The sequence below is a fragment of the Oceanobacillus sp. FSL W7-1293 genome (assembly GCF_037969815.1).
GTDB classification, from domain to species: domain Bacteria; phylum Bacillota; class Bacilli; order Bacillales; family Amphibacillaceae; genus Oceanobacillus; species Oceanobacillus oncorhynchi.
Genome location: NZ_CP150212.1, coordinates 3,365,379 through 3,382,479, shown reverse-complemented (window position 1 = coordinate 3,382,479; position 17,101 = coordinate 3,365,379). Strand labels below are relative to the sequence as shown.

Annotated in this window: 17 protein-coding genes and 1 other annotated feature; of the genes, 10 read left to right on the top strand and 7 right to left on the bottom strand. The window is 39.3% G+C overall.

What is annotated here, in order from left to right; all coding sequences use genetic code 11:
- Window positions 1-157 precede the first annotated feature (157 nt).
- The gene (locus MKY65_RS16570; RefSeq protein WP_339178695.1) at window positions 158-2,665 is read right to left on the bottom strand and encodes a transglycosylase domain-containing protein; all 2,508 of its coding nucleotides are present in this window, start codon (window positions 2,663-2,665) and stop codon (window positions 158-160) included.
- Between the two features lie 126 nt (window positions 2,666-2,791).
- Window positions 2,792-3,025 (top strand) — a binding site (T-box leader).
- A 112-nt stretch (window positions 3,026-3,137) separates the two neighbouring features.
- Here MKY65_RS16570 and tyrS point away from each other — a divergent pair.
- Window positions 3,138-4,415, top strand: a complete 1,278-nt coding sequence (tyrS, locus tag MKY65_RS16565; protein ID WP_339178693.1) for a tyrosine--tRNA ligase — start codon at window positions 3,138-3,140, stop codon at window positions 4,413-4,415.
- An 84-nt stretch (window positions 4,416-4,499) separates the two neighbouring features.
- On the opposite strand, the gene MKY65_RS16560 is transcribed toward tyrS, so the two are convergent.
- A complete protein-coding gene (locus MKY65_RS16560) occupies window positions 4,500-5,357 on the bottom strand; it encodes a DegV family protein (RefSeq protein ID WP_339178690.1) in 858 nt (285 codons plus the stop codon).
- 94 nt (window positions 5,358-5,451) lie between these two features.
- Between MKY65_RS16560 and MKY65_RS16555 the strand changes: the two genes are divergently transcribed.
- Window positions 5,452-6,294, top strand: coding sequence for a YitT family protein (locus MKY65_RS16555; RefSeq protein WP_332093798.1), 843 nt, complete (start codon window positions 5,452-5,454; stop codon window positions 6,292-6,294).
- Window positions 6,295-6,310: 16 nt separating this feature from the next.
- Complete coding sequence (locus tag MKY65_RS16550) at window positions 6,311-6,730, top strand: hypothetical protein (protein WP_339178686.1); 420 nt, start codon at window positions 6,311-6,313, stop codon at window positions 6,728-6,730.
- 109 nt (window positions 6,731-6,839) lie between these two features.
- Here MKY65_RS16550 and MKY65_RS16545 read toward each other — a convergent pair whose 3' ends face one another.
- Both MKY65_RS16545 and MKY65_RS16540 read right to left on the bottom strand, forming a co-directional pair.
- Window positions 6,840-7,103 carry a NifU N-terminal domain-containing protein gene (locus MKY65_RS16545; protein ID WP_042535487.1) on the bottom strand — a complete coding sequence of 88 codons (264 nt, stop codon included), beginning with the start codon at window positions 7,101-7,103 and terminating at the stop codon, window positions 6,840-6,842.
- Window positions 7,104-7,217: 114 nt separating this feature from the next.
- Entirely contained in the window at window positions 7,218-8,060 is an 843-nt protein-coding gene (locus MKY65_RS16540) for a Cof-type HAD-IIB family hydrolase (RefSeq protein WP_339178683.1), read from the bottom strand.
- Window positions 8,061-8,213: 153 nt separating this feature from the next.
- On the opposite strand from MKY65_RS16540, the gene yjfP reads away from it, so the two are divergent.
- Window positions 8,214-8,978 carry an esterase gene (yjfP, locus tag MKY65_RS16535; RefSeq protein ID WP_339178681.1) on the top strand — a complete coding sequence of 255 codons (765 nt, stop codon included), beginning with the start codon at window positions 8,214-8,216 and terminating at the stop codon, window positions 8,976-8,978.
- A gap of 62 nt (window positions 8,979-9,040) precedes the next feature.
- Entirely contained in the window at window positions 9,041-9,352 is a 312-nt protein-coding gene (locus tag MKY65_RS16530) for a metal-sulfur cluster assembly factor (protein WP_040979684.1), read from the top strand.
- Window positions 9,353-9,426: 74 nt separating this feature from the next.
- Here MKY65_RS16530 and MKY65_RS16525 read toward each other — a convergent pair whose 3' ends face one another.
- Both MKY65_RS16525 and MKY65_RS16520 read right to left on the bottom strand, forming a co-directional pair.
- Window positions 9,427-10,248: an undecaprenyl-diphosphate phosphatase gene (locus MKY65_RS16525; protein WP_339178677.1), complete on the bottom strand. Its 822-nt coding sequence runs from the start codon at window positions 10,246-10,248 to the stop codon at window positions 9,427-9,429.
- 220 nt (window positions 10,249-10,468) lie between these two features.
- Window positions 10,469-10,645: a DUF2929 family protein gene (locus MKY65_RS16520; RefSeq protein WP_084613006.1), complete on the bottom strand. Its 177-nt coding sequence runs from the start codon at window positions 10,643-10,645 to the stop codon at window positions 10,469-10,471.
- Between the two features lie 145 nt (window positions 10,646-10,790).
- Between MKY65_RS16520 and MKY65_RS16515 the strand changes: the two genes are divergently transcribed.
- From MKY65_RS16515 to MKY65_RS16495, 5 genes are all read left to right on the top strand, one after another.
- Window positions 10,791-11,396 (top strand): hypothetical protein, encoded by a 606-nt coding sequence (locus MKY65_RS16515; protein WP_339178672.1) that lies wholly within the window; start codon window positions 10,791-10,793, stop codon window positions 11,394-11,396.
- Window positions 11,397-11,414: 18 nt separating this feature from the next.
- Complete coding sequence (locus MKY65_RS16510) at window positions 11,415-12,371, top strand: BMP family ABC transporter substrate-binding protein (protein WP_339178671.1); 957 nt, start codon at window positions 11,415-11,417, stop codon at window positions 12,369-12,371.
- A 169-nt stretch (window positions 12,372-12,540) separates the two neighbouring features.
- Window positions 12,541-13,479 carry a beta-ketoacyl-ACP synthase III gene (locus tag MKY65_RS16505; RefSeq protein WP_339178669.1) on the top strand — a complete coding sequence of 313 codons (939 nt, stop codon included), beginning with the start codon at window positions 12,541-12,543 and terminating at the stop codon, window positions 13,477-13,479.
- 27 nt (window positions 13,480-13,506) lie between these two features.
- Entirely contained in the window at window positions 13,507-14,748 is a 1,242-nt protein-coding gene (fabF, locus tag MKY65_RS16500; protein WP_339185281.1) for a beta-ketoacyl-ACP synthase II, read from the top strand.
- Window positions 14,749-15,221: 473 nt separating this feature from the next.
- Complete coding sequence (locus MKY65_RS16495) at window positions 15,222-15,983, top strand: YjbA family protein (protein ID WP_339178667.1); 762 nt, start codon at window positions 15,222-15,224, stop codon at window positions 15,981-15,983.
- A gap of 44 nt (window positions 15,984-16,027) precedes the next feature.
- Here MKY65_RS16495 and trpS read toward each other — a convergent pair whose 3' ends face one another.
- A complete protein-coding gene (gene trpS, locus MKY65_RS16490; protein ID WP_339178664.1) occupies window positions 16,028-17,017 on the bottom strand; it encodes a tryptophan--tRNA ligase in 990 nt (329 codons plus the stop codon).
- Window positions 17,018-17,101: the final 84 nt, after the last annotated feature.

The following is a 17,101-nucleotide window of genomic DNA, read 5'->3' as shown; positions in this document are numbered from 1 at the left end:
GATACAAAATGCTCTTACTATCCATTATACAGAAAATCACTATGTTTTTTTAGTATTTTTTGATAATTGTTAGAAAGCTTATTGCAGATAGCAAAAAACTTCACTCTAACAGGGGACCCCTTATAAAGTGAAGTTTTATTAAAATTTATATCATTTGTTAATCGTCATCGTCTGAACTGGATGAGGACATACTGGCTGGTATGCCAATTCTCAGCCATTTATCTGTTTCTGTTCGTGGATAGAGCATGGAAAAATCGTCCATTTCATCATAACCATTTTCTCTCAGCCAGTCAGGGTTGAACATAATCCCGTTGCTTCTGCTGAAGGAACTGCCGTCGTCATCCGATTCTAAAACGCGTCTGCTGCCTCTGGTTAAGCTATTATCCTCTTCAGTCGGCACATGACGGGAATCAAATAAGTCTGTTTTTACCAGACCTGCATCTTCACATAAATCGGATGGGAGCATTCCTGAAACAGCACAATAGCTTCTTTCTACAATGCCGTCCGGACGTTCAAACGTTGATTCCGGTGTTACCAGGACAGGGTCTACCTGCGCGGCGGCATTAATGACCTCTGCCCACAACTTCATATTCCGCTGACTGTACGTCAGATGATACTCATGGTTAATGGATGCCGGTGTTTCATAGCCAATCCACGTCCCAAAGGTAATATTTGGATTTGATGCAACAAACCAGGCATCATGATAATCCTGAGATGTTCCCGTTTTTCCAGCCCAGTCGACATTTGTATTTTGAAGCTGGGAATTCACGAAATGACCTGTCCCGTTATCAATTACATCCCGCATCATATCGACTGTCAGATAAGCTGTTTCAGGTGAGAATACTTCCACAGGGTCTGTTTCATGCTCATAAATCACATCGCCTTCAGCGTCCGTGATTTTATCAATCATATAAGCATCTGCAAACTTTCCGTTATTGCCAAAGGTGGCAAAAGCATTGACATTTTCTTCTACAGATATCCCGTGATCCATGCCTCCTATAGATAGAGATGGAATAACATGATCACTTTCTGTTAAAGAAGTGATTCCCATCTTTTCCAAGTATTCTGCAGCAGGATCATTATCTATTATTTCCATATACACGGCTGCAGCCGGAATATTATATGAATTGGCAAGTGCGGTACGGGCAGAAACCAGCCCATAATTACCGCCCCCATAGTTTCCTGGAGAAAATGATCCGCCAGCAAATGATCGCGGATAGTCTGCAATAGGCGATCCCGGCTGAATAACGCCTTCTTCCATCGCAGGAGCATAGTCAAGCAAAGGCTTGATGGTACTGCCGATAGAGCGTCTTGTATCCGTAGCGAAGTTCACCTGATGATCTTCATCAAATCCGCGTCCGCCGATAAATGAGATAATTTTACCGCTGTTATTTTCGACCATAATTGCGCCTGTCTGAATTTCTTGTGTTACTTCATATTCTTCTCCATCACTGTTTGTAGCGGTAAACGTTCTGGAGTATCCATAATCTGAATAATTGTCTGCAGCTTCTTCCATGGCATCATAGATTTCTTTATTAATCGTTGTATGGATTTGATAGCCGCCGTCACGCAATTCTCTTTCTGTGCGCTCTGCATATTCAGCTCGCAGATCGTCATCCTCTGCCAAATCTTCCTCAGTAACCCCGTCTTCTTCCATTAATAAACCTTGAATGATATCTTTGGTCCGTTTCTCTACTTCATAAGTGACATATGGATATTCGTCTGTTGAAGAAGGAATCGCATCAATAAAGTCGCTGGCAATATCATAATTGGCGGCTTCTTCGAGTTCTTCATCCGATATAAAATCCATATCATGCATTCGGTTTAAAACAGTTCTCATCCGGCTGATGCCAGCTTGTAATTCTTCTTCAGACTTTCGTTCACCTTCCGCTGTAAAAGGTGTGTAGGAAGAAGGGCCTTGCGGAAGCCCGGCCAGATAAGCAGCCTGAGGAAGTGTTAATTCAGATGCCTCTACACCGAAAATACCTTTAGATGCTGTCTGTATACCTGCAATATTACGGCCGGATGAATTTCTGCCATAAGGAATAATATTTAAATAAGCTTCGATGATTTCATCTTTTGTAAAATAATTTTCCAGCCGCATTGCTAATAATATTTCTTTGGCTTTCCGGTCAAAGGACACTTCGTCTGTTAGAATTTGATTTTTGATCAGCTGCTGTGTCAGTGTGCTTCCTCCTGTTTGGACAGAGGAATTTAGAAATTCCTGTGCCGTCGCCCTTAAGATCGCTTTTGGCACCACACCGTTATGTTCGTGGAAATATTCATCCTCTGTTGCGATAACCGCGTCAAGCAATGTAGGTGAGATATCATCGAGCCCTACTTCTTCCCGATATAAATCACTTCGGATATCTCCCAAGTAGACATCATTAGCAAAATAAATACTCGACGTCTCCGAATAATTGTAAATATCATCTGCCATGGATGCTTCACTTCGTAATGGCTCATCATAAACCAGAGAGGCAAAGTACCCAAGCCCGATTCCGCCGGCAAAAATCCCGCCGATGCCGACAAGGACAATGACAAATAATACAATATTCCAAACAACGTCGTATGTAACTCGTGATGCCTGCTGGAGGATACCTTTTTTCCACCAGTCTTTAACAGTATTAAAAAAACGTTGCAGTTTTTCTTTCATAATAGACATTAGACCTCCTATTTCAACATTTATTATAACATAGAGAAAATACAGTTTGGTAGTGAGACGGAAAAAGGCTTGCATAGAAGGAGTATTTATGCTATGAATAGTATCATATGAATTTAAATTTTTATGAAAGAAACATGGAAGGATCGAAGTAGCAGTGTGAATCCCTGTCTTAGAGAACTGACGGATGGTGCGAGTCAGTATACATTCACTTGCGAATTACAATCTGGAGTTTTTCTTTTTATTATTCGCGTCATGGAGGCTGATAATAAGAAGAACGGTGACAAACATCGTTAACAAACCTTAAGCGGCTATTTTATAATAGCAACAAGGGTGGTACCGCGAATCCAACTCGTCCCTTTCTTACCAGAGAGGAGGCGGGTTTTTTTATTTTCCTAAAAAAGGATGCTCCAAAAGTGGGGAACAGCCGGCGTTGTCAGTAAAAAGAAAATACAAATAAGCAGGAGGAAATAATATGAATATCTTACAAGACTTAGAAAACAGAGGATTAGTAAATCAAGTAACAGATCGGGATGGATTAAAAAAACATCTTGAAAATAATCAGGTGACCTTATACTGCGGTTTTGACCCGACAGCGGACAGCTTGCATATTGGACATTTAGTTCCTTTAACGATGCTGCGCAGGTTTCAGCGGGCTGGACATAAGCCGATTGCTTTAGTCGGAGGGGGAACCGGGATGATTGGCGATCCAAGCGGCCGTTCAAGTGAACGCAGCTTGAATACAGAAGAGGTTGTTTTTGGTTTTACGGAAAGTATTCAAAAGCAAATTGCCAAAATTGTAGATATGGATGATACCTCCAGCGATAATCAAGTTGTCTCCCGCAACAACCATGATTGGTTGGGAAATATGACAATCATTGATTTCCTTCGCGGAGCAGGAAAGCATTTTGGAATCAATTACATGCTGTCCAAGGATTCAGTTGCTGCAAGGCTCGCGCAAGGGATTACTTTTACTGAATTCAGCTACATGATTCTGCAATCTCTAGACTTTTTACGATTATACGAAGAAGAAAATTGTACATTACAAATTGGCGGAAGTGATCAGTGGGGGAATATCACAGCAGGGTTAGAGCTTATCCGCCGTTCCAGAGAAAACCAAGGAGAAACTGCTGAAGCATTTGGCTTAACTGTTCCTTTAATCACAACAGCAGATGGAACAAAATTCGGAAAAACGGCCGGGAATGCCGTGTGGTTAGATGCTGAAAAAACGTCTCCATATGAATTTTACCAGTTTTGGATCAATGCCGATGACCGCGATGTGATTCGTTTTATCAAATACTTTACTTTCTTATCTGATGAGGAAATTGCAGAGCTGGAAAAAGAAGTAGAAACACAGCCGGAAAAAAGGGCAGCACAACGCCGGCTGGCAGAAGAAATGACTCGCAGCATCCATGACCAGGCAGCTTTGGATCAGGCGCAGCGAATTTCTGCGGCATTATTCAGCGGAGATATCAAACAATTAAAAGTAGATGAGGTAGAACAAGCGTTTAAGGATGTTCCCAATCATGATACGGGGAAAGAACCTTCCAGCTTAATCGATTTATTAGTGGATGCTTCTATCTCTCCATCGAAGCGGCAGGCAAGAGAAGATGTGAAAAATGGAGCTATCTACATCAACGGAGAACGTGTTCAGGATTTGGATTACGTGGTAGATGAAGCGGACCGTTTAGGTGATGCTTTCACGGTTATCCGCAGAGGAAAGAAAAAATATTTCTTGATTCGTTTTCAATAATAAGAAGAAAAAATAGATTTGACGCTGTGATAACGTCAAATCTATTTTTTCCTCCAATACAGTACATGCAGCGAAGTATATATTTTATTTGTTGTAGAAGAATAAAGCCAACGTGCCGGGACCTGAATGCGCGCCAATCACGGAACCAACCATTTCAATAATAATATTTTCTTCTTTGACATGAAACGTATCCTGAATCATTTTGGAAAGCTCCTGTGCGCGAGGTAAATCATCCCCATGGCTGATTCCAATGGTTTGATTTTGGAAATTGCTGCCCCGCTTTTCCATAACCTCTATCATGCGCTTCAGCACTTTCTTCGTCCCGCGAATTTTTTCTAAAGGAATCAGCTTTCCTCCATCGACATGCAGAAGAGGTTTGATATTCAATAAGCCGCCGACAAAGGCTGCTGTCTTGCTGACACGGCCGCCGCGATATAAATACTCTAAATTGTCCACAGTGAATATATGCTCCATCTGTGCGGCATTTTTAGCGGTTTGCTGAATGATTTCATCAAAAGGGATATCCTTTTTAGCCATTTTAGCTGCTTCCAGCACGACTAGACCGAGGCCCAGTGAAGCACATTTGGAATCAATAATGTGCAGCTTTGCTTCAGGATATTTTTCTTTAATTTCTTGTTCAACCATTTTAGCTGCTTGGCAGGTCCCGGATAATTCCGATGAAAAAGCGATATAGAGTAGAGGCTTGCCAGCTTCCGCATACGAAGTGAAGATTTCTTTAAACTGGTTTGCTGATGCCTGCGATGTTTTTGGTGTCTGTCCTTCCCGCATCGCATTATAGATTGTCTTCGGTTTAATATCGACACTGTCCCGATAATCTTTTGATTCAAGATGAACAGTTAATGGTATCATTTCAATACTATATTCGTTATAATAATGTTCGGATAAATCACATGCGCTGTCTGCCAGAATGGTGATTGCCATTTTAATCACATCCGTTTCTATTTAAATAAGATTTAATTATAAGTTTACGTTTAATTGAATATTTAGTCAAAAATTTAATAAAGGAGGCTGTTTTGTGTTTTATATTGAAGCTAAGAGGATAAGTATAGTTATACTTGGAGCATTATTAAATGCTGCATCTTTAAACTTCTTTCTTATCGGTGCAAATGTCTATGCCAGTGGATTTACGGGAGCGGCTCAGCTATTATCCAGTATTTTTAATGATTTCTTAGGAATCGGCTTATCCACAGGTATTTTATTAGCTCTTTTAAATATTCCAGTTTTGATTTTAGGATGGTTAAAGGTAGGAAAGGGATTTACTGTTTACAGTGTAATATCAGTATTTTTCTCCACATTATTCTTAGAAATTTTACCGCTTGTTTCTATCTCGAATGATATCATTTTAAATGCTGTATTTGGCGGTGTTATCGCAGGAGTCGGTGTTGGTATTACATTAAAAGCAGGTGCTTCTACAGGCGGTATGGATATTGTGGCAATGATATTATCCCGTCTGAAAGATAAACCGATTGGTAACTACTTTTTAATTATGAATTCCATGATTATTGTTATTGCAGGTGTTTTGTATGAACCTGAAAATGCTTTATACACCATGTTGACGCTTTATGTGACAACCCGTGTGATCGACACCATTCATACACGCTATGAAAAGGTTACCGCGTTTATTGTTACTAAGAAAACGGACGAGCTGCAGAAAGCCATCCATGATACGATGGTTCGCGGGATTACGATTTTGCCTGCAAAGGGAGCGTATACGAAAACAGATAAAAGCCTCATGTATCTCGTTGTAACAAGATATGAATTATATGATTTAGAAAGAATTATCAATGAAGTAGATCCAGAAGCATTTACAAATATTGTAGAAACTGCTGGCGTATATGGGTTCTTTAGAAAAGATTAAAAAGGTGTGTATATGTATGAAACGTTGGTATGCTGTTATTGCTGTGCTCGTACTATTGGCAGGCTGTGGGAATAGAGATGAGGAAGTCATTGAGCCGAGTGCTCCGGATGAAAATAATGAAACGACAGGTACGGTAATGTTCCAGGAAATTGACATTACAGCAGATGGAGAACAATTCCATATCGTTGGTCAGGTAAGAACAGATGGAAATGCTTTTTTCTATCGAGTTGAACAGGATGGAGAAACCATTCAAGAGGAAACAACGGTAGAGCTGGAAGAAGCAGACGCAGGTTCTTTTCAAAGCTTTCAAATCATGGAGACGTTCTCCGAAGATACGCTTAGTCATGAGGAGCCTCCATTCGTCGTAATGTATGGAAAAGATGAAGATGATAATGAGATTAACGCAAATTATGTACCGATAGATACAGAAGAATAAGCTGTTTTTTGCTAGTATTATTTAAAATCCCCGGATTCGCTAGACCACAAGCGGTTCCGGGGATTTTTTAAATAACAAGAAAGAGGCTGGGGAGCTCCCAGCCTCTTTCTTAATAGCCGAATTTCACAAATATTTCTTCCACCTTGGGATTAATATTCTCCCAGTCAGCGTCAAAATGTTTGTTGACTGTAATAAAATTTTGATAGCCAAATACGTTATCAACATCTTCCAGTTTCATTAATTCATTTAAAATTTCATGCTCGCTAACATCACCGGGCATAACAGAAATACTGTTTGTCCCAGAAAAAATAACACTATCTGATGTGTATTTCATTGCATTTGGATTTGGTGTTGGGGAAATATGTACTGCCATATGAGTACCTCCTCATTTAATTGTTCGTAAGTTTATATTAACAGAAAATCGAAAAGAGATAAAGAAAAGGAAGGCTGCATATGTTTTAGCTGCAGACTTCCTTCTCAATAACCGTTACACAAGGCTGTTTTTCTTATGAAGATTTAAATATTCTTCTAAAAATATACTGATGCCATCTTCTTCATTTGTTAAGGTCTGGTGCTTCGATACAGAGACAAGCTCGTCAATCGCGTTTCCCATCGAAACACCGACGCCGGCATAGTCAATCATCTCTAAATCATTGTCCTCGTCGCCAAAAGCAATAATATTTTCACGGGCAATATGATATTCATCAGCAATAGCTTTTAGCCCGACTGCTTTATTCATGCCTTTTTTGATAATTTCAATGATATTCCATGGAGCTCCCCATTTACGATGCTCAATGACTTCCGCATGGTAATCATTTAAATGATCCCGCAGCTCCTCCACCTGCGAAGCATTAGGATGAATAAGAACGGAAGTCGGGTCATATTTTAATTTAGATTTAATATCGCCGATAATATATGGTGATTGCTCGGGGAAATCTTGAAAGATAGTCATAATATCTTCACTGTATTGATCTAAATAAACTTGGTCTTGAACTTCAGCTAATATATTTTTTACTTCGACTTCGTTGGAAACATCAATAATCCGATGTGCGGTAGTCAGGGGCATTGGCGTGTGAATACCTTTCCAGCTGGTATCCAGAGGATGGTGTACAAGCGCTCCATTGAAGTTTACCATCGGTGTTTTTAATTGGAGTTCCTGATAGTATTGAATACTGGCACGTCCGGGTCTTCCGGTGGCAATAACAACCACATGGCCATCTTCTATTGCTTGAAATATCGCCTGCTTATTTCGAATACTGATTTTTTTATCATCTGTCAATAACGTACCATCTAAATCCAATGCGATTAAGTGTCTGTTTTTATTTTCCATTCTGTCACCTCTCATTTGATTTTTATGTTACCATGATTTGAAAATATGTAAAGTAAAGAAAAATTAAACAAAAGCTGCATTGTTTGCGAAAGATATTACAAAAACTTTACAATAGAGATAGTACGTTGATAAGTGAAAGGAAGCGTGTCAGAAATGATAGGAATTTATCAGGAACCAATCGAGGGAATACCTTGCCTGCATGTTGTCGATCAAAAATATAGTGGGACAGAACGGCCGACGGTTATTTATTACCATGGTTTTACAAGTGCGAAGGAGCAAAATTTACCGATAGCCTACATGCTTGCTGAAAAAGGAATTCGGGTGCTTCTGCCAGAAGCGTTGCATCATGGAGAAAGAAATGCCGGATTATCAGATGAAAAGCGGCAGCTTGCTTTTTTTGAAATCGTGTTAAAAAATATTCGTGAGCTGGAAATAATCCGAAAATACTTATTAGAAAATAAGCTTCTAAAAGAAAATGCATTAGGTGTAGCGGGGACCAGCATGGGAGGCATTACAACAAGTGCTGCGCTTGTCAAATATTCCTGGGTGAACGCAGCGGCTGTTATGATGGGAACCCCTAAACTGCAGGCATATGCGCACCAATTACTGCAGTATGCTGAAAAGAATGAGAAGACTCCATTTACACAAGAAGATTTGGATGAGCTGTTTGAACACCTGGCTGAATTAGATTTATCTGCCCACATGGAATCACTTCACGAACGTCCGTTAATGTTCTGGCATGGGGAAAATGACAAAGTAGTTCCTTATGAACAATCGCACTCCTTTTATCAAACAGCCAAGCAGGCTTATAAAAAGAAAGACCATTTGCAATTTATTGGCGAAAAAGGCAGAGAGCATAAAGTAAGTGTACCGGCAATGCACAGCGCAACGAATTGGTTTGAGCGGCATTTGTTGTAAAATGATTTAATTACATGTTAAAGTATGATTTAATAGAAACAAGGGAAAGGAGGATGACACGTATGGATGAAGCGATGAAAGAGAATCTAATGGGTGCATTAGAAAACGTTATTGATCCGGAACTAGGTATTGATATTGTCAATCTTGGTTTAATATATGATGTAGATTTGGATGATGATGGCTTGTGTGTAGTTACGATGACATTGACTGCAATGGGATGTCCTTTATCTGCGCATATTGAGGCAGATATCAAGCATGCTTTATCAGATATTCCAGAAGTAAAAGAAACAAAAACAAATATTGTTTGGGATCCGCCTTGGGGTAAAGATAAAATGTCCCGTTATGCGAAGATTGCCTTAGGTATTCCAGATTGATAAAAGAGAGCAGAATATAAACAAAGGCATCCGTCTAAAAAAGAACGGATGCCTTTGTTTATACTTATAGATTATTATAAAAAAATCAATACAAGAATACCGACGATGACACAGTAGTATGCGAAATATTCCAGTTTCCCGTGTCGCATCACGTTCATAAACCATTTAAGTGCAAAATAGCTGGCAATGAAGGACGTAATAAATGCCACCAGATAAGGCGCCCATAGATAACTCATTGCCGGGTCTCTGGCGATTTCAGGTATTTCAAGAATACCTGTACCAAGACTTACCGGAATATAGAGCAGGAAAGAAAATCGTAAAGCTGTTTCCTTCTTCATGCCGACAAGCATCGAAGCAACGATAGTCGCTCCGGATCTGCTGATTCCCGGCGTGACAGCAATTGATTGAACCAAGCCCACAATGATGGCATCTTTTGTTGATAAATCTCCATCCTGTTTGCGTCCTCTGAGATTACGGATAATCCAAAGAGCAAGAGCGGTGATTAATAAAGTAATCCCGACTACATTCGTTCCGCTCAATGTTTCGCCAAGTGCATCTCCGAATAACACGCCGATAATCCCGACAGGAATGGTTGCGATGACGAGATAAACAACAAACATAAAGTCGCTTTTGACCGTTTTATCTCCTTTGAATAAGAACTTCCATGTACTGACGATTAAACGTATAATATCTTTGCGGTAAATCAGCATTACAGCCAAGAGAGAAGCGAAGTTAACAAAGATTTCAAAAGAAAGCCCTCTTGCTTCAATATTAAACAACTCTCTGGCAATGATTAAGTGTCCGCTGGAGGATACCGGTATTGGTTCGGTGACACCTTGAACAATACCAAGAATAAAATACTGGATTAGTGTCCATAAATTACTTAAAGCGTCCATGTTTTTATACCTTCCTTTATTTTTTCTTCTATGATTGTACAGTTATTTCTTAAAATAAACAAAGCAGAACTACAATCAATTTTGTCCATTCCAATTTATTAGCCTGTCCTTATATGTAAATATGCTAAAAATGATAAGCATAGAACGTTTTCTTTAATTAAAAAGGCATTTTAGAAATATAGAAACCCCTTGCCGCATAGAATAAGACAAGGGGTTTTACCTACTTAGTGTCTTCTTTCAAAACCAGACCAGCTAAAGCAAAAACGAATATAGAAAAAATACCCGCTACAATCAGTGCATCACGAACAATAAATGGTGCTGCGCCCATGCTTGTCAATACATAAGAGACTGCTAAAGAGATAGCTACAGCCCAAAAAATAGTTGCTATAAAACGCATAAGTCCACCTCACTTTACTACCTTTTCTAAGCATATCATAAATACTATTTTAACATGAAAAGCTTTTTGTTGCTGTAAAGAATTTAAAAAAATCATGAAAATTAATGGTTCTTTACCTGAATATGACTATAAAGGAGTGTTTTCCTTGCGTGTATTCGTTACTCCCCACAATCATTGGATCGGCTACCATATAGTAACAGGGTTATTAGATGCGGGCTGTCAAGTCAATGGAAAGCGGGATAATCAAATCGATTCTGGACTGGAAGATTTTTTTGGCAGGAACAGTCATTTTCAAGAAACGGATCAAGTGACAAGCCCATATGATTTGGCTATTATCATCAATCATCATTCCGAGATAACGGATTTGCCGCAGTATGCTAAAAGGATATTGCAGATATATACCGATGCAAACGGACATAAGATATCAAATTATGCAGACACAACGGTGATTTCCGCTCCCTATCTTATTGGGGAAGGAATGGAAATGAAGGAAAATGGATTGATTGCAGACGGCAGATTGCTTTCTTTTGCAGATAAAGAATGGCAAAACAAAGCGATTTATATCAAAGATTTTTTAAATGTATTGATGCAATGGATAAAAATGACCCATTTGCCAAAATTAATAGAGATTATCTCTGTTAACGATAACTTAACAAACACAAAAGTTGAAAAAAAGCAGGTTCTGCTGGAAAATAGAGATATAGATGAAGTAATAAAAACAATACAAACATTTAATAAGCGACTTCGGTAATGAAATGGGTGTGCTAAGTTGAAATATATCTACTATCCAACAATCCTTCTATTTTTGATTTGTACATTGTCTGCTTGCTCTTATTTTGAGACGGGTCAAATACAAAATGTCGGGTTTATAACGGATTCAGAAATAGATAATAACCCTTGGACAGAGCAAGGATATCAGGCCATGGAGGAGATTGGTGAAAAATATGATGTAGATGTTTATTATAAAGAAAATATACAAACGATGCATGATATGCAGGAAGCTGTTGACCAATTTGTTCAAGATGGTGTGAATTTGATTTACGGGCACAGTAATATTTATGGAGAATATTTTATGTCATTGGCAGAAAGTTATCCAGATGTTCATTTTGTTTACGTGAATGGAGGAGAGTCCGGAGAAAATGTAACCTCTCTTAATTTTAATGGGCATGCCATGGGATTTTTTGCTGGTATGGTTGCTGGAAATATGACAGAAAGCCAGCAGATAGGGATTATTGCGGCAAATGCTTGGCAGCCGGAGATTGAAGGATTCTTTGAAGGGGTCAATTATGTAAACAATGAGGCAGAGATAAAATTCAATTATACAAATGATTGGAATAACGTGGAACTGGCGTTGAAAAATTATAATGCCATGCAGCAAGAAGGTGCAGATGTTGTGTATCCGATTGGAGATGCTTTCAGTGAAGCTGTCTTGAAAGAGGCAGAAGAGGATAATCTTTATGGAATCGGATATATGATGGATCAAATGGATGTTGCTCCGGATGCCGTATTAACAAGCACGATTCAACATATTGGAGAGTTATATCAAGCAGCAGCAGACGAATTTAACCAGCAGGAGCTGGAAGGAAAAATTTATACCTATGATTTTAAAGATGGTTTTATATCACTTGGTGAATTTCAATCCGCTGTCCCCGATGAGGTAAGACTTCAAGTAGAGGAAGACATCGAAGCGTACATTGAAACAGGTTTATTGCCAAATGAATATTGAGCGGCGAAGCAGTAATCAAAAAATATAATAAATCAAAAAAGAAATTGGATAGCCTGGTTATGAAGAAGAGGTAAAATTGTAACTTGCTATCCAATTCATTTTATCTTAAAATTAGTACCAAGTCATAATGTTTGATATTAATGTTATTATAGAAGGGGAGCGCGGTTAAATGAGTATCGGTATTTTAGGGACCGGCCATTATTTGCCTACAAATGTAGTTACCAACCATGATTTGGAGAAAATCGTTGATACAAACGATGAATGGATTCGAACCAGAACCGGAATTCATGAAAGAAGGCTGGCTACAGACGATATTGATACTTCAGATATGGCGTATCATGCATCCATAGAAGCGCTGAAAGATGCAAATGTGAAAGCGGAAGATATTGATTTAATTCTGGTAGCAACAGTAACACCGGATACAGCTTTCCCATCCATTGCCTGCCTGATTCAAGATAAATTAGGTGCTGTAAATGCCGCAGCAATGGATGTTGGAGCAGCTTGTGCCGGATTTATGTATGGTGTGATTACAGCAAATCAATTCATCGCCACAGGTACGTATAAAAATGTACTTGTTGTCGGGAGTGAAAAACTGTCTAAAATTACAGACTGGACCGACCGTTCGACATGTGTTTTATTTGGCGACGGTGCTGGAGCAGCGGTCATTGGTGAAGTATCTGAAGGGAAAGGAATCCTGTCCTTTGAACTCGGTGCAAATGGCGCCGGAGGGAAGGAACTCTATTTAAATAAAGAAGATCATATCATCATGAACGGTAGAGAGGTTTTTAAATTTGCTGTGAGGCAAATGCCGGAGTCTACCATCCATGTTGTTGAAAAAATTGGATTATCTCGCGAAGATGTGGACTATCTTGTTCCGCATCAGGCAAATATCCGGATTATGGAAGCGGCAAGAGAGCGATTAGGTATTTCCGAGGATAAAATGGCGAAATCGATTGAGCGTTTTGGAAATAATTCTTCTGCTTCGATTCCTATGGCTTTGTCTGAAGCAGTAAAAGAAGGTAAAATAAAAGATAATGATTTAATCGTATTAGTAGGATTCGGAGGAGGTTTAACCTGGGGAGCGGTTGCAATGCGCTGGGGCAGGTAAGCTTTATCTAATTAAAGGAGGATTACTATCGTGGAAAAAAGAGTTGTAATAACAGGACTAGGGGCTGTAACTCCCGTTGGTAATGATGTTTCTACGATGTGGGAAAGCATTATTAATGGGAAATCAGGTGTTGATTTCGTTACGAAAGTAGATAAAGAACAATTCACAGCGAAAGTAGCTGCCGAGATAAAAGATTTTGATCCGGCTGCTTATATGGAGAAAAAGGATGCCCGCAAGATGGATCCTTTTACACAATATGCTGTGGCAGCAGCGAAAATGGCTGTAGACGATGCAAAATTAGAAATTACAGATGAAAATGCTGACCGCGTCGGTGTCTGGATTGGTTCTGGAATCGGAGGAATGAAGACATGGGAGGACCAGCATTCAAAGTTTTTAGAGAAAGGTGCGAAACGTGTCAGCCCGTTTTTTGTGCCAATGATGATTCCGGATATGGCTGCGGGACAAGTGTCTATTCAATTAGGAGCCAAAGGTATTAATGCTTGTACAGTAACAGCCTGCTCTTCTGGCGCAAACTCTATTGGAGATGCATTCAAAGCAATTCAACGCGGCGATGCAGATGCAATGATTACCGGCGGTACCGAAGCGCCAATCAGCAATATGGCATTTGCTGGATTTACGTCAGCAAAAGCATTAAGTACAACCGATGATCCGAAGAAAGCAAGCCGCCCATTTGATAAAGAAAGAAATGGTTTTGTTATGGGTGAAGGTTCGGGTATCCTGATTTTAGAATCACTGGAATCCGCAAAAGAACGCGGCGCACAAATTTATGCAGAAATTGTCGGTTATGGAGCAACAGGCGATGCATACCACATTACAGCACCTGCTGATAATGGGGAGGGCGCTGCCCGGGCGATGCAGCATGCAATTGCTGACGCAAAGCTGGATTCCAATGATATTGATTATGTGAATGCGCATGGGACAAGTACAGACTTGAATGATAAGTATGAAACAGAAGCAATTAAAACCGTCTTCGGTGAAAAAGCGTCCAGCTTAGCCATTTCCTCAACGAAATCAATGACCGGTCACTTATTAGGAGCTGCAGGGGCGATTGAAGCAATTATTTCCATTAAAGCAATCATTGATGGAATTGTCCCTCCAACTATTAATTATGAACATCCGGACCCGGAATGTGATTTAGATTATGTACCAAATGAAGCCAGAAAGCAGGAAGTGAATGCAGTAGTAAGTAATTCATTAGGTTTTGGCGGACATAATGTAGCACTAGTGTTTAAAAAATATGAAGCATAGTTAAAAGAAGCTTATCCCTTTTTTAGGGATAGGCTTTTTTTAGAGTTAATAAAAACCTTGTATTTTCCGTGGGACAAGCACATAGAATGATATAAACGGACAAGCAAGTGAGGCGATACGATGGGCTCTTTCTTTATATTTCTAGTCGGATTTGGAATGACAGTTACAGGAAGTGTTACTATCATAGCATATTTCAATTTTCTCCCCGCCGGGTTAACCTGGGCTGACTATTTTACATTTATAGCAGGACGGTTGGAATGTTATTTTCTTCCTTTAGGTTTATTGCTGATTCTTATTTCCCTCCGTCATTTTAGCGTAGAAAAATAAGTGATCTCGCATAAAAATATGAGAGATGGTCATAATGTATTTTAACCTTCAAGTTCAAAAGATATAGAACGTAATCAGGATATAACGCATCAAATTTTTCTTTTGAACTAAAAGATAATAAATGGCAGATAAGGTGGGGTTAGGAAATGTTATATTTACATGACGCTTGGGTAAATTGGTTTGAAGGGGAAGAGAACGGATATAATGTATGCCCCTTCCACGAATGGCGAAAATCTGATTCTGTTGAATTATTAGATCAAGTACCGCTGCTGTACATATCGAGCGAACTATTCGAATACATTGAAAACGATATTCGTGAGCTTCCAAAAGATTTACTCGATAGTATCTATAAAAGAGCAACGATACGAAAAGGACAAAAAAGAACGGTATTGGAATATGCAGCTGTAGTCACAGATGGCATGGAAATACTTGCTTTTGATACAGCGGGGTATTATATTCCAGTTAGAAAAAGCAGGCTGATTCCCAGACAGGAACAATTAGTGTACAGCATGATTGAAAAAGCAGAACCAAAAACTTACGGCTTTAAAAAGGAAAGCTATCAAAAGGAATACCATATGCTATCTATGCCGCCGTCCTTTGTTCATGGACTGACAAGGAAAGAACGTCAGCTTAAACAGCTGTTAATGATTGGATTAGATCAGTTAAAAACAACAAATAATAAACAAGAATTAAGATATTGGCTTACAGAATGGAATCCTAAAAAATATCCTTCTATTAAATATATGGATGAAGAGGAGGTTTGGGAGGCGCTTTATAACGGTTTAAAAGACGGCTGGAGTCAAGCGCATGAAGAACTTTGCAGGAAACTGATACGTGGACAGGCTTTCCTGGAACGAATGTGGGAAGCTGAAATGGAGCCCGAAGAAAATACATCGAAACAAAATTAAAAAACCAAGGAAACGGTAAAAATCGTTTCCTTGGTTTTTTAGCATTATTTTCTGACTCTGCCTAATCCTACCGCTTTTTTTGCTTTTTTTAATGTCTTTCCAGCAGTGATAGAAGCTTTTTCGGCTCCTTTATCCAGAATAAGATCCAGCTCTTCTGAGTCGATTAATTCTTTATATTTTTCTTGGATCGGTTCTAATACACTGATGACTGCATTGGCTACACCCTGTTTAAAATCTCCGTAGCCTTTATCAGCATATTTTTCCTCCAGAGCTTCAATAGAATCTCCCGTGCAAACAGAATAGATGGTTAATAAATTAGAGACACCTGGTTTATTTTCTTTATCAAATTTCACGATGCCTTCTGAATCGGTAACCGCACTTTTGATTTTCTTTTCTATTTGTTTTGGTTCATCCAGCATGGAAATATATCCCTTTTGGTTCGTATCTGATTTGCTCATCTTTTTCGTCGGATCCTGTAAAGACATAATCCGTGCACCAACTTTTGGAATACGAATTTCTGGAATTGTAAAAATATCGTTGAAGCGGTGATTAAAGCGTTGTGCTAAATTACGGGTCAGTTCCAGATGCTGCTTCTGGTCATCCCCAACAGGAACGACATTTGTATTATACAGTAAAATATCGGCTGCCATAAGCGTAGGGTAAGTCAATAAAGCAGAAGACACAGCTTCCTGTCCTTTTGATTTATCCTTATATTGTGTCATTCTTTCCAGTTCACCGATATAGTTAATGGACTGCAAGATCCATGCTAATTGCGTGTGGGCGGGCACTTCAGATTGGACAAACAGGGTTACCTTATTCGAGTCGATTCCTGAAGCCAGATAAAGTGCAGCTAATGATTTGATATTTTTTCTTAGCGCTAATCTATCTTGTGGAACAGTGATTGCATGCTCATCAACAATACAGAAATAACAATCGTATTCATCCTGTAATTCGACGAATTGTTGAAGCGCACCTAAATAATTTCCTAGGGTCAATGTACCGCTAGGCTGAATTCCTGAAAAAATAGTTTGCAATGTCTTCACCTCATTTATTTATTTCCAAGCAGAAAAGATATCCGCTGTGTGGGCTTGAGGGATCAGGAGTAAATGTTGAATTAT

Bases quoted from the DNA above. Each gene is read 5' to 3' on its own strand.
- MKY65_RS16570 (WP_339178695.1), bottom strand. From the start codon at position 2,665: ATGTCTATTATGAAAGAAAAACTGCAACGTTTTTTTAATACTGTTAAA.
- MKY65_RS16545 (WP_042535487.1), bottom strand. From the start codon at position 7,103: ATGGCAGTACATATTTCCCCAACACCAAATCCAAATGCAATGAAATAC.
- MKY65_RS16530 (WP_040979684.1), top strand. From the start codon at position 9,041: ATGGATGAAGCGATGAAAGAGAATCTAATGGGTGCATTAGAAAACGTT.
- MKY65_RS16540 (WP_339178683.1), bottom strand. From the start codon at position 8,060: ATGGAAAATAAAAACAGACACTTAATCGCATTGGATTTAGATGGTACG.
- tyrS (WP_339178693.1), top strand. From the start codon at position 3,138: ATGAATATCTTACAAGACTTAGAAAACAGAGGATTAGTAAATCAAGTA.
- MKY65_RS16520 (WP_084613006.1), bottom strand. From the start codon at position 10,645: ATGCGTTTTATAGCAACTATTTTTTGGGCTGTAGCTATCTCTTTAGCA.
- MKY65_RS16495 (WP_339178667.1), top strand. From the start codon at position 15,222: ATGTTATATTTACATGACGCTTGGGTAAATTGGTTTGAAGGGGAAGAG.
- MKY65_RS16550 (WP_339178686.1), top strand. From the start codon at position 6,311: ATGAAACGTTGGTATGCTGTTATTGCTGTGCTCGTACTATTGGCAGGC.
- MKY65_RS16560 (WP_339178690.1), bottom strand. From the start codon at position 5,357: ATGGCAATCACCATTCTGGCAGACAGCGCATGTGATTTATCCGAACAT.
- MKY65_RS16505 (WP_339178669.1), top strand. From the start codon at position 12,541: ATGAGTATCGGTATTTTAGGGACCGGCCATTATTTGCCTACAAATGTA.
- yjfP (WP_339178681.1), top strand. From the start codon at position 8,214: ATGATAGGAATTTATCAGGAACCAATCGAGGGAATACCTTGCCTGCAT.
- MKY65_RS16525 (WP_339178677.1), bottom strand. From the start codon at position 10,248: ATGGACGCTTTAAGTAATTTATGGACACTAATCCAGTATTTTATTCTT.